This window comes from Saccharopolyspora erythraea, assembly GCF_018141105.1.
In the GTDB taxonomy this organism is placed as follows: Bacteria; Actinomycetota; Actinomycetes; order Mycobacteriales; family Pseudonocardiaceae; genus Saccharopolyspora_D; species Saccharopolyspora_D erythraea_A.
In genome coordinates, this window is record NZ_CP054839.1 from 491,404 (window position 1) to 503,132 (window position 11,729).

Here is an 11,729-nt window from a genome sequence, read left to right on the forward strand (position 1 = left end):
GACTCATGGTGATCGAGCGGTATCGGTGGGTGCGTCGACTGCTCGTTGGGCAGCCGGTGTTCGCGTGGCCGTGCAGTTGGTTCCTGTGGTCGAGCGGTGGCGGTGTGAACCTGGCCGTCGCCGTGGTGCTGCTGTGGGCGAGCGCCCTCGGCAGCGTGGTGGCGATCGTCGCTCCGATGCGGCGCCAGGAGGCGCGGCGCTGCTGATCGCGCGGGGTTCGCGGCCTGCCGCCCCGGCCCCGTCGATCACGAGTCGCGGCTCGCGGTAGCAGCCTTGGTGATGGTGCGCGCGCGGGTGCGCCGAGCAGGCGGACAGCGATGCCGTGCGCCCGCCGCTGGGCCGTCGAGGTGTTGTAGACCTCAGATGCGTGCGGTGGGTAGGTCGTCCCCATAACGTTGCCGGGGTGAGTGCGCGCGCGGTGTTCTTCGACTTCTCCGGCACCCTGTTCCGGCTGGAGCAGGACGAGTCCTGGTTCGCCGGGGTCACCGACTCCGGCGGCGCCCCGCTCGACGCGGAGGCGCAGGCCGAGCTGATGCGGCGGATGACCGCCCCGGTCGGCCCGGTGGTCGGGGTGGACGCCGAGCACCAGCACGCCTGGGAGAACCGCGATCTCGACCCCGAGCTGCACCGCAAGATCTACCGGGAGTTCCTGCGCCGCAGCGGGGTCGCCGTCGCCGACCAGGTCGACGCGCTCTACGGACGGCTGGTCGACCCCGGCAGCTGGACGCCCTACCCCGACACCGCCGAGGTGCTGCGCAGGCTGCACTCCACCGGCGTGCGGATCGCGGTGATCAGCAACATCGCCTTCGACATCAGGCCGGCCTTCGAGCGGCTGGGCGTGGCCGGACTCGTCGACGAGTTCGTGCTCTCCTACCTCGAAGGGGTGATCAAACCCGATCCGAAGATCTTCCTCCGGGCGGCTGAGCGGCTCGGTGTCGAGCCCGGGGACGCGCTGATGATCGGTGACCACGAGGATGTCGACGGCGCGGCCGCGGCGGTCGGCTGCCGGGTCGCCATCGTGGACCCCGCCCCGACTTCCGAACGCCCGGACGCGCTGCTCACGGCGGTCGCCGAGCACGGCTTCTGACCGCTGGTCCGGGGGCGCCGCCGTCCCTTCGGCGGAGTCCGGCGCGCACCGGGTGGAGGCTTCCGGACGGGCGTCCGCGCGGGCGGTGCGGCGGCGGGAGCCCGTTTTGGCCGTGCCCGTACCATCAGGGGCGTGAGCCTGCACCTACATGACACAGCGACCCGCACGGTGCGCGAGTTCCACCCGCGCCTCGCCGGAGTGGCGTCGATCTACGTCTGCGGTGCCACGGTGCAGGGTGTTCCGCACATCGGCCACGTCCGCGGCGGCCTGAACTACGACGTGCTGCGGCGCTGGCTGGTGCACAACGGCTACGACGTGCGCCTGGTGCGCAACGTCACCGACATCGACGACAAGATCCTCATCAAGGCCGCCGACGCCGGCCGCCCCTGGTGGGAGTGGGCCACCGCGCACGAGCGGGCCTTCGAGAGCGCCTTCGACCGGCTGGGTTGCCTGCCGCCGTCGGCGCTGCCCCGCGCGACCGGCCACATCACGCAGATGATCGAGCTGATGCAGCGGCTGATCGACAAGGGCCACGCCTACGCGTCGGGCGGCGACGTGTACTTCTCCGTCGCCTCCTACGCCGAGCACTACGGCAGGCTCTCCGGGCAGCGGCTCGACGAGGTCCAGCAGGGCGAGAGCACCGCGAGCGGCAAGCGCGACCCCCGCGACTTCACGCTCTGGAAGGCCGCCAAGCCCGGTGAGCCGAGCTGGCCGACGCCGTGGGGCGACGGCCGCCCCGGCTGGCACCTGGAGTGCTCGGCCATGTCGACCTACTACCTGGGCAGCGAGTTCGACATCCACGGCGGCGGCCTGGACCTGGTGTTCCCGCACCACGAGAACGAGCTGGCGCAGTCCACCGCGGCCGGTGACGGCTTCGCCCGGTACTGGATGCACAACGCGTGGGTCACCATGAGCGGCGAGAAGATGTCGAAGTCACTGGGCAACACCGTGGCGATCCCGGCGATCCTGCAGCGGGCCGCCGCCCCGGAGATCCGCTACTACCTGGTCACCCCGCACTACCGCTCGACGATCGAGTACTCCGAGCCCGCGCTGGCCGAGGCGATCTCGGCCTACCGGCGCATCGACTCCTTCGTCAACCGGGTGCGGCAGCGCACCGGCGAGGTCGGGCACGGGCCGGTGCCCGCCGAGTTCGCGGCGGCGATGGACGACGACCTGTCGACGCCGCAGGCGATCGCCGTGGTGCACAACGCCATCCGCGAAGGCAACGCCGCCCTCGACCGCGGCGACGACCGGGCGGCCAACGAGGCGGCGGCCTCGGTCCGGACGATGACCGGCATCCTCGGTCTGGACCCGCTGGCCGAGCAGTGGGCCGACACCCGCGGCGCGGACGACGCCGCTCACCACGCGTTGTCCGAGCTCGTGGACAGCATGCTCCAGCAGCGCCGGCAGGCCCGCGCCGAGCGCGACTTCGCCACCGCCGACGCGGTGCGGGACCGGCTGCAGGCATGCGGAATCGCCGTCGAGGACACCCCTGACGGTCCGTTGTGGACATTGAAAGACGGGTAAGCGAGTTGGCAGGCAACGACAGGCGCCGGGGCGCGATCCGCAAGCCGGGCTCCAAGAAGGGCATGGTGGTCGGTTCCGGCGGTCAGCGGCGCAGGGGGCTGGAGGGCAAGGGCCCGACGCCGAAGGCGAAGGACCGGGTCAGCCACCCGGCCAAGCGGCGGGTCGACGCCGCGAAGGCGCGTACCGAGCAGCAGCGGACGCGGCAGCGGCAGAAGGACAAGTCCGACACCGCCGAGATGATCGCGGGCCGCAACCCGGTCGCCGAGTGCATCCGCGCCGGGGTGCCGGCGACGGGCCTCTACGTCGCGCAGGGCATCGACGCCGACGACCGCGTCACCGATGCGGTGCGCGGAGCGGACTCGCGGGGCATCTCGGTCGTCGAGGTCCAGCGCTCCGAGCTGGACCGGATGACCGGCGGCGCGATGCACCAGGGCCTGGCGCTGCAGGTCCCCGCCTACGAGTACGCCCACCCCGACGACGTGCTGGACGAGGCGCACAACTCGGGGCTGCCGCCGCTGATCGTCGCGCTGGACGGGGTGACCGACCCGCGCAACCTGGGCGCGGTGATCCGTTCCGCGGCGGCCTTCGGCGCGCACGGCGTGATCCTGCCGCAGCGCCGCAGCGCCGGGCTGACCGCGGTCGCGTGGCGCACCAGCGCGGGCACGGCGGCCAAGCTTCCGGTCGCCAGGGCGGTCAACCTCACCCGGACGCTGAAGGACCTGAAGGCCGAAGGGCTGATGGTCGTCGGCCTGGACGCGGACTCCGACATCACCTCAGACGAGCTCGACCTCGCGACGGGTCCGCTGGTCGTCGTGGTCGGTTCGGAGGGCCGCGGGCTGTCGCGGCTGGTCCGCGAGACCTGCGACCAGACGGTGTCCATCCCGATGGCCGGCAGCGTGGAGTCGCTCAACGCCTCCGTCGCGGCCGGCATCGTGCTGGCCGAGGTCGCCCGGCGCCGCCGCGCCCGCTGAGCCGTCCGGGTGCGGCGCGCGTCAGTCAGCGCTGCGCTTGGCCGAGAACGGTGTCGACGGTCAGCGCGGAGGCCACGACGAGGCTGTTCAGCGGCTCGGGCAGCGGACGGAAGATCTGCAGGACGTAGTTGTCGGCCGTGGTGAACGCGGCCTTGGCCAGTCCCTGCCAGGTCTTGCTGATCTGCCCGATCTGCTGGTCCTCGTGGTCGAGCACACGAAGGTCCCAGGCGCGCAGGTTCTCGGCGTGGATGCCGCCGATGCGTTGCCCGCCGGCCTCGAAGGCGAACCGGACCTTGCCCCAGACGTTCTCCATCCGGATGTCCCCGACGGGGGAGCCGTCCGGGCGCTGGACGTGCACGGTGGACTTCCACATCGTGGCCGGGCGGGTCAAACGCAGCACCGGCCTGCCTGCGGCGTCGCGGATCTCCAGCGCGACCGTCATCAGCGAGTCGAGCTTGGTCAGCAGCCGCAACGCCTTCTGCGCACCGCTCTGCCCGGTCTGCACCACGGACCCGATCTGGTGGCCGGTCTGGTCGTAGACGGCGTACTCGTTGGCCATCTCGATCAACTTGGCCTTCTGGTTGACCACCAGGACCGGCTCGGTGAGCAGGGTGCCGCCGCCACCGCCGACGTGTCCGCCGACGCCGGCGCGCTGCTGCACCTGCTGCTGGACTGAGGCCGAGTCGCCGGTGCCGCCGAGCGCCAGCTCGATCGACGAGGAGTCGTCGGCCTGCGGCATCGGTGCCTGCTGGAAGGGCTGGCCCGGGTGGTGGACCGGCTGGGTCGGCGCGGGTGCGCCGGGCGGCATCGGCTGGCCGGGTGCGTGCGGCTGGGCAGCTTGCTGCTGCTGCGGCGGCTGGGGCGGGATCGGCTGCTGCGGCTGTGCCGCGGGCTGCGGCTGTTGCTGCGCGGCGGGCTGCGGCTGGGCGGGCTGCGCGTGCGGCGTCCACTGCCTGCCGTCCCACCAGCGCACGTATCGCGGATCTGCCTGGTCCGGGTACCAGCCGGGCGGTGGCGGAGCGCTCATGGCGGCCAGGCTAGGCGATCGGTGCCGCCCGTGTACGTGGATTCGGCCGCCCCGCCGCTGATCCGCCGAGCCGAGTTCGCGGAGCTGTCGTGAACGGGACTCGGATAAGGTCTGGCGCGGCTAGAGTCAGTCGCAGTGCAACGAGGGAGGCATGGGCTTCCCGTACCCCGAGGCCCACCGATGTCGTTCGCAAGTCCGCTTTTCCTCTGGTATTTCCTGCCGCTGGTGCTGGTCGCCGTGCTGGTCGCGCCGCGCCGCGCGCGCAACGTGGTCGTCGCCGTGGCGAGCCTGCTGTTCTACGCCAGCGGCGCGGGCGGTACGACGTTGCTGCTGCTGGCCTGCATCGTGGCCAACTTCGTCGCGGGCCGGTTCCTCGAGCCGGACCAGTGGAACGCGGCGCAGGGCAGGCGCAGGCTGTTGCTGATCGGCACCGTCACCTTCGACCTGCTGATCCTCGCGCTGTGGAAGTACGCCGGGTTCGCCACCGAGCAGGCCGCGGTGCTGGCGAGCTGGTTCGGCGGCGGATTCCCCGTTCTGCAGCTGGCGTTGCCGATCGGGATCTCCTTCTACACGTTCCACCACATCTCCTACGTGGTGGACATCTACCGCGGCGAACGCCCGGCGCTGCGCGACCCGGTCTCCTTCGTCACCTACATCGCGATGTTCCCGCAGCTGGTGGCCGGTCCGATCGTGCGGTACCGGGAGATCGCCGACCAGCTCCCGCAGCAGCGCACGCACCGCCTCGACGACATCGCGGCGGGCTTCCCGCGGTTCGCGTGGGGGCTGACCAAGAAGGTCGTCATCGCCGACACCCTCGCCCCGATGGTCGACACCGCGTTCGCGACCCCGGCCGAGGACATGACCTTCGCGATCGCCTGGCTCGGCGCCATCGGGTATGCGATGCAGCTCTACTTCGACTTCTCCGGCTACTCCGACATGGCGATCGGGCTCGGCCGGATGCTCGGTTTCCGGCTGCCGGAGAACTTCGCGCGCCCGTACTCGTCGGTGACCGTGACCGAGTTCTGGCGGCGCTGGCACATGTCGCTGTCGCGGTGGTTCCGCGACTACGTCTACATCCCGCTCGGCGGCAACCGGCACGGCGTGGCGAAGACCTACCGGAACCTGGCGATCATCTTCGTGCTGACCGGTTTCTGGCACGGCGCGGCGTGGACGTACCTGGTCTGGGGGCTGTTCCACGGGTTGATGCTGGTCGTGGAGCGTGCGACGGGCCTCGACCGCCCGCCGTCGGCGCCCGCCGCGCGCATCGGCAGGCGTGCGCTGACGATGCTGCTGGTGGTGGTCGGCTGGGTGTTCTTCCGGGCGCCCGACCTGGGCACCGCGTTCACGATGCTGGGCCACATGCTGGTGCCGGACCTGGCCGGGCTCGGCGACATCGTGTCGGCGTCGGTGACCAACCAGCGGATGTTCTTCCTGCTGGTGGCCCTGGTCGTGGTGTTCCTGCCGGCGAACTCGGGTACCGGTCCGTTCCTGGAGTCGGTGCGCTCCCGCCCCGCCAACGTCCTGCGCGTCAGCGTCCTCACGGCCGGCCTGGCCTACTCTGGCCTGCTGGTCGCCACGGGATCCTTCAGCCCTTTCCTGTACTACCAGTTCTAACGAGCGCGACACCGTGACCAGCAACTTTGTGTCATCAAAGCGGATTTCGGCGCTGCCAGGCCGTCGTCAGGCCGTCAGGCCGTCCTACCAACACCAACGCCCCGGTACGGAAGGCGGACTCCCGAACCAGGGCGTTGGTGATCAGTGGCGGCCGAACACGATGTCTACAGCTCCTTGCGTACGCGCCTGGCTCGACGGCATCAGGTGCGTGTAGACCTTGAGCGTGAAGCCGGGGTCGGAGTGCCCGAGGTATTCAGAAAGTGCACGGACACTCTCTCCCGCGTCGAGTAGTACCGAGGCGTAGAAGTGACGTAGGGCGTGAAATCCATCTGCCCGAGTCGGCGATTCGAGACCCGCTGCCCGCAACGCTGGCTTCCAGATACACGAGTTGAACGAAGGTCGGATCAGTGCACCTCCGCTCTTGTTTGTGACGAGCAGCTTGACCGTGACCATTTCTCCCTTATCGGGGTCAATCCAAGGAAGAGTTACGGACGGTGCGCCATGAGTCACGACGTGGTCGTCAATATTTTTGTTGATTGAATCCGGCAGTGGCACCTTGCGGGTTTTCGCGCCTTTCGGGGGAGCGAATACCAGTTTCCCACGCACATATTTCACTTGCCGTCGAACGATGATATGGCCATCATCGGTCCGATCATCGGGCGAGAATCCGAAGACTTCACCTTGACGTAGCCCGCATCCGGAACCGAGGTCAACGCCAACGCGGTAGCGCTCTCCGATGGACTCTCGTACGGAAAACATCACACCTTCCGTCCAAGGCTCAACTTTTTCCGCAGAAGCTGAAGGTCTGTCCACCGATTTAGCTGAACACGGATTCTTCGTAATGATCTCGTCGTCGACTGCGTACGAAAAGATCGACGACACGTGAACGAACAGCACACGACGGTACGAGGTGGCAAGGCCGCTCTCTTGCAGTCCTCGCAGCCACGACTGGATCGTGGACGGCCGAACATCCTTGATCATCATATTTCCCAGTCGCGGAAATATGTGAATGTTCAGTCGGAGAACAACCGCCTCGCGTGTCGATTCCTCAAATGTGCGAGAGTCCAGCCATCGGGTCGCCACGCTCCGAAACATTTCTTCACCCTTCTGTGGATCAACGTACCGACCCTTCAGCTTGTCCGTCTCTACGGAATAAAGGAAGTTCTCCGCTTCCTGCTTATGTCCGTCAGGGAAACTCTCCGAACGTTCGTTTCCTTCGGGGTCGATGTATCGAACCTTGTAACGCTTCCCCTTTCCCCACAATGGTGACTTCTCTCGCTTGATGCGCCCGCGAGAATCGGTGATCACGCGCCCGTTCTCATCTTTCGCCGGTCGCATCCAGCGATCCTGAATATGTGCCATGCTGGCCGCCCCTTTCTAGTCAAACCACGTTTCGACTTCGTCGGCTTTGTAGCGCAGATGCTTTCCGATCCTCCGCGCCGGAGGACCGTATTTCTTTTTGCGCCACTCATAAAGCGTTTGCACCTGGACTTTGTAAAAGGCGGCCACTTCCTCAATGGTCAGCATTGGAACCATCGTCAGTCCTTTCTTTCCGTCGAGTAGCGGTGTTTGCGTGTTTGGCGGGTGCGTTCGGCGATGGCTTCGGCGAGTTCGCGGGCGTCGTCGGTGTCGTGGCCGATGCGGACCATGTCCCAGTGGTTGATCACGGTCACGGTGTCCTCGTCGGTGACGCCGGCCTCGGCGAGTGCGTTCTCGTGGCGCCAGGTCTGGCGGTCCCCGCGGATCTGCTTGAACGTGGTGGAGTAGGCGCGGGACTTGGACAGGAAGTGGCCTCGGAAGGCGAGCATGTGTGCCCAGTGCCGGAGCTTCAGCTCGTCGATCGGGTCGGGCTTGCCGCGGGCTGCCGCCTCCGGGTCGTGGCGGTGGAGTACGGCGGTGCGGGTGGCCCAGCCGCCGCCCTGGCAGGTCTCGCAGTGCCCCACGGCCTCGCAGCCGCACCCGTCGGCCTGGTGTTCGCCGTCGGGGTGGCATTCCGGGCAGATGACGGGGGCGCCGAGGTCCCAGGCGGTCTGGATGATCCGGCGGTGGTGCTCGGTGATCGCGAGTCGGTCGATGTGGCCTTGGGAGCGGATCGGGCGGTCGGTGGCCTCGCTCTTGCCGGTGCCTTTGGTGGCGTACTTGGCGACGTAGGAGGCGATCCGGTCGTCGCTGATTGCCCCGTGTTCGTCTTCGACCTGCGAGGCGGAGGCCGGCCGAATGGGGCGGACGTCGACCTGCTCACCCCACGCGAGCTGGTGCGCCTGGCCGTCAATGACGGGAGAGGTCACCGATACCGCCGCGTGCGCGGAGTGGATCGCGTCGGTGAGCAGCTCGACCGAGCCCCACGCGGGGGTGGCGTCGTCGGGTCCGTCCGGGCCGTCGAGACGCACCACGGCGTGGAAATGGATGGTGCCGCGCCGCTGATATTCGGCGACCTTGGCGAACGACAGCCGGAAGTGATCGCGGATGTCGGCCACCCGGATACCGGCGGCCACCGCGAGGTGGCGGCGCAGGTACTTGGTGAACAGCGACCACAGCTTCCCGGCGTGGGCGTTCCACAGCACATGCCCCGTGTAGTCGTACGCCTCAGGCTCCACGGGCTGACCCAGGCGGGGGTCGGCCGGGTGGTGGTAGGTACCGCAGCGGCAGGGCAGCGTCTTGCCGTTGCGGGTCGGCCGGTTGTGGACCGGGCCGAACGACGGAGCCGTCAGCGTCAAGAACACGCGGGGCTTGTCGGCGACGTCGACCGGCACGCCCTTGGTGCCGCCGTTGAGCCCGGCGCGGAGCAGGTGGAAGGCGTCGGCGGCGTAGCGGTCGGAGCAGGCCACACACACCGATTCGCGGCGGTTGCCGCACGGCACGAGGATCTGTCCGTGCCGCTCTGAGGGGCGTCCGTCCGAACGCGGCAGGATCGCGCCGGTGACGGCGTCGGTGAGCGCCCAGCGGCCGGTCATCCGGATCGGGTGGGTGCATCCGCCGGTGCTCTCCACCTCGGCGCGCCACTGCTGGTAGCCGGGGGACTGCATGTGCCGGGCCATGCCGTCGGCGGCCTGCTGCCGTTGGTAGTCGGCAGGTGTGAGCAGGGCGGATACGGACATCCGCATCACCTCCAGAGAAGACGAAGGCGGGACACCGAACCGTGGTGTGGTTCGATGTCCCGCCGAGCTGAGCGAGTACGTGTTTTCAGTTGTGTCGCAACAGAATTCAGGCCGTGGCGCCCGCAGTAGCAGTCACGTCGTCAAGGACCTGGCGGGCCTGGTGCGGCGGGAGCTTGACCACCGATTGCACGTCGGCCACCGTCATGGGTTGGCCGGCCTCGGCACGCTCATCGCGAACGCGGCGAATCGCCGTGAGCGTCGATTCCGGCAGCCGGATCACTGGCTTCTGTGCTGGTGCGGCCTGAGCCGGGCGTGCCGTTTCGACAGGCATCGACCGTGCCGATTCGGCAGGGTCGGGGGGTGCCACTTCGGCACGGTTCGGATGTGCCGTGTCGGCAGGAGCCGGGGGCACCGGTTGGTCATCGTCGGCCGGGGCCGAGGTGGTCGAGGCGGCCTGCCGTTCGTTTGCGTCCGCAGCGGCGTACGCCTTGTGGATCACTTGCCGGGTGCGGGCCATGACGATCGGGATGATCTCGGCGATGCCGTAGACGATCACGGGGATCGCGACGTGCACCACCAGCGAGCCGAGGTTGAACGCCTCCTCGGTGAACACCGTGATCAAGGGCGGGTAGACGTTCATGAACAGCGTGGAGCCCAACAGAACGCGCTTGAGGCGGGTCCACCAAAAATGGTCCGGTTCGACGTCGTGGGCCAGGATCGCGGCCTCGAAATTCAAGACCACGACCAGCAGCCCGGCGAACATCGGCTCCACCGTCCACGCCGCCCACCACAACGGATCGGACTGCGGGGCGTCTCCAGCGAGGAAGCGATGGACGCCCTCGGTGGTGAAGCACAGCCCGAGGGCCAGGAAGAACCAGAGGCCGGCCACGGTGCGTCGGCACATCCGCTCGACCTGAACCGCGACCAGGTCGGCATTGCGGGCGAGCCTGCGCAGCTCTCCGGCTTCGTCGATGTCGTCGGAGAGCTTTCGGACCCGCCGGGTCTGTCCCGGCCGAGGTTGGCCGTCCCGGTCGTTGTCCTGGTGCTTGCGTCGCAGGCGCATCGGGCTGTCCCTCCTTCCCTGTGGTTACTCGCTGCTGGGCTTGACCAGGGCGATCAGGCCCCGCACGAGCAGCACCAGGCCCAAGCCGATGCCGATCGCCCACGCGGGGCTGACCAGCCACACCAGGGCGAGCACGCCGAGCACGGCGAGCACCAAGCCGAGGGTGATCAGCACGCCCTTGCCGGTGAGCTGGATCTGAACGATGTGCATGAGGGGATCTCCTTACTGTCGTGTGGTTTCGCCGCGGTCGGGTGCGGCTGTGGTGATGTGGTGGACGGTGAGGGGGTCGCGGTCGGGGGCGCTGTGCTTGCGCCCGTACATGAACCGATCCGCGCGACCCATCAAGGTGGACAGGTCCACCGACGAGGCGGTGTCGGCCGCCGCGCCCAGGGACAGGGACACCCGCGTGGGCAGGCCGTTGACGGTCTCGATGGCCTCGATAGCGGTGGTGTACTCGCGGAGCCGGTCCTCCGGCCTCTCCCAAGGACGGAGGCCGGTGAGCAGGACGGCGAACTCGTCGCCGTGCAGCCGTACCGGCAGTTCCCCGGGGCGGGCGGTGGTGGTGAGGGCGCGGGCGATACAGACGAGCACCGAGTCGCCGAAGAAGTGGCCGTGGGTGTCGTTGTAGGTCTTGAAGTGGTCGATGTCGCCGACCAGCAGCCCGACCCGGTGGCCGGGGTGGCGTCGGGCGTGCCGGGTGTAGGCCCGTTCCAGGGCGTCGCGGTTGGCCAACCCCGTCAGGCGGTCGATGTGCAGCCGACGGGCCAGGGACCGGGCGTGTAAGCCGTAGAGCAGTCCGGCACCAGTGGCACCAGAGGTGACGGACAGGGCGATCTCTGCCAGCATTGCGGGTACCTCCAAGTGGGGTAGGCCCCACCCGGGTGTTCTTGGCGGATGCCGGGTGGGGCCGTTCGATGAGCAGGGTCGGGTGCCGGCCTCAGGGACGTGCGGCGGCGCGGAGCTGGGCGACGGTGAACATCACGGGTTCGCCCTGCTCCAGCAGGTGCCGGTAGCGCGGGTGCAGCGCCGAGTGGTAGCGGGTGTAGAGCAGCACCGGTATGCCGCCGTCGAGCAGTCCGGTCAGCTCCAGGTGCACCGCACTGTCCTTGATCTGCTTCAGACAGATCCCGATCATCGCCAGGGACTCCGCCCACTCGGCCAGGGTCGCCAGCGCTTCGGCCATGCTGGGTTGACACTGCAAACCGGTGTAGCGACTCCACGAGAGCGTGACCGGTTCCGGCAGTCGGTGACCATCGATGTGGGCCACCAGAGCGGTAAGTGCGTCGCGCATCGAGGCCGGGTTCAGGGTGTGCGAGGTCATCACAACCACCTCCAAGGGGTT

The 11,729-nt window shown here is 68.6% G+C and carries 13 protein-coding genes; 5 read left to right on the forward strand and 8 right to left on the reverse strand.

The features are described 5' to 3' along the window. Window positions 1–5 precede the first annotated feature (5 nt). The 4 genes from HUO13_RS02315 to rlmB all read left to right on the forward strand — a co-directional run bounded on the left by HUO13_RS02315 (window position 6) and on the right by rlmB (window position 3,585). On the forward strand, window positions 6–206 hold the full coding sequence (locus HUO13_RS02315) for a hypothetical protein (protein WP_211899856.1): 201 nt from the start codon (window positions 6–8) through the stop codon (window positions 204–206). 197 nt (window positions 207–403) lie between these two features. Next, window positions 404–1,087: an HAD family hydrolase gene (locus HUO13_RS02320; RefSeq protein ID WP_211899857.1), complete on the forward strand. Its 684-nt coding sequence runs from the start codon at window positions 404–406 to the stop codon at window positions 1,085–1,087. Window positions 1,088–1,219: 132 nt separating this feature from the next. Further along, entirely contained in the window at window positions 1,220–2,614 is a 1,395-nt protein-coding gene (gene cysS, locus HUO13_RS02325; RefSeq protein ID WP_211899858.1) for a cysteine--tRNA ligase, read from the forward strand. A 5-nt stretch (window positions 2,615–2,619) separates the two neighbouring features. After that, a complete protein-coding gene (rlmB, locus tag HUO13_RS02330) occupies window positions 2,620–3,585 on the forward strand; it encodes a 23S rRNA (guanosine(2251)-2'-O)-methyltransferase RlmB (RefSeq protein WP_211899859.1) in 966 nt (321 codons plus the stop codon). Between the two features lie 25 nt (window positions 3,586–3,610). Here the strand turns inward: rlmB and HUO13_RS02335 are convergent, their stop codons facing one another. After that, window positions 3,611–4,612 (reverse strand): phospholipid scramblase-related protein, encoded by a 1,002-nt coding sequence (locus HUO13_RS02335; RefSeq protein ID WP_211899860.1) that lies wholly within the window; start codon window positions 4,610–4,612, stop codon window positions 3,611–3,613. A gap of 180 nt (window positions 4,613–4,792) precedes the next feature. Between HUO13_RS02335 and HUO13_RS02340 the strand changes: the two genes are divergently transcribed. Next, window positions 4,793–6,226, forward strand: coding sequence for an MBOAT family O-acyltransferase (locus tag HUO13_RS02340; protein WP_211899861.1), 1,434 nt, complete (start codon window positions 4,793–4,795; stop codon window positions 6,224–6,226). Between the two features lie 141 nt (window positions 6,227–6,367). Here the strand turns inward: HUO13_RS02340 and HUO13_RS02345 are convergent, their stop codons facing one another. The 7 genes from HUO13_RS02345 to HUO13_RS02375 all read right to left on the reverse strand — a co-directional run bounded on the left by HUO13_RS02345 (window position 6,368) and on the right by HUO13_RS02375 (window position 11,708). Then, entirely contained in the window at window positions 6,368–7,588 is a 1,221-nt protein-coding gene (locus HUO13_RS02345) for a tyrosine-type recombinase/integrase (RefSeq protein WP_211899862.1), read from the reverse strand. Between the two features lie 15 nt (window positions 7,589–7,603). Beyond that, window positions 7,604–7,753 (reverse strand): helix-turn-helix transcriptional regulator, encoded by a 150-nt coding sequence (locus HUO13_RS02350; protein ID WP_349253360.1) that lies wholly within the window; start codon window positions 7,751–7,753, stop codon window positions 7,604–7,606. 11 nt (window positions 7,754–7,764) lie between these two features. Then, window positions 7,765–9,324 carry a replication initiator gene (locus HUO13_RS02355; RefSeq protein WP_211903423.1) on the reverse strand — a complete coding sequence of 520 codons (1,560 nt, stop codon included), beginning with the start codon at window positions 9,322–9,324 and terminating at the stop codon, window positions 7,765–7,767. A gap of 106 nt (window positions 9,325–9,430) precedes the next feature. After that, the gene (locus HUO13_RS02360) at window positions 9,431–10,387 is read right to left on the reverse strand and encodes a hypothetical protein (protein ID WP_211899864.1); all 957 of its coding nucleotides are present in this window, start codon (window positions 10,385–10,387) and stop codon (window positions 9,431–9,433) included. Between the two features lie 24 nt (window positions 10,388–10,411). Then, a complete protein-coding gene (locus tag HUO13_RS02365) occupies window positions 10,412–10,597 on the reverse strand; it encodes a hypothetical protein (protein WP_211899231.1) in 186 nt (61 codons plus the stop codon). 12 nt (window positions 10,598–10,609) lie between these two features. Continuing rightward, window positions 10,610–11,233, reverse strand: a complete 624-nt coding sequence (locus HUO13_RS02370) for a diguanylate cyclase domain-containing protein (RefSeq protein ID WP_211899865.1) — start codon at window positions 11,231–11,233, stop codon at window positions 10,610–10,612. A gap of 91 nt (window positions 11,234–11,324) precedes the next feature. Next, complete coding sequence (locus HUO13_RS02375) at window positions 11,325–11,708, reverse strand: hypothetical protein (RefSeq protein ID WP_211899866.1); 384 nt, start codon at window positions 11,706–11,708, stop codon at window positions 11,325–11,327. Window positions 11,709–11,729 lie beyond the last annotated feature (21 nt).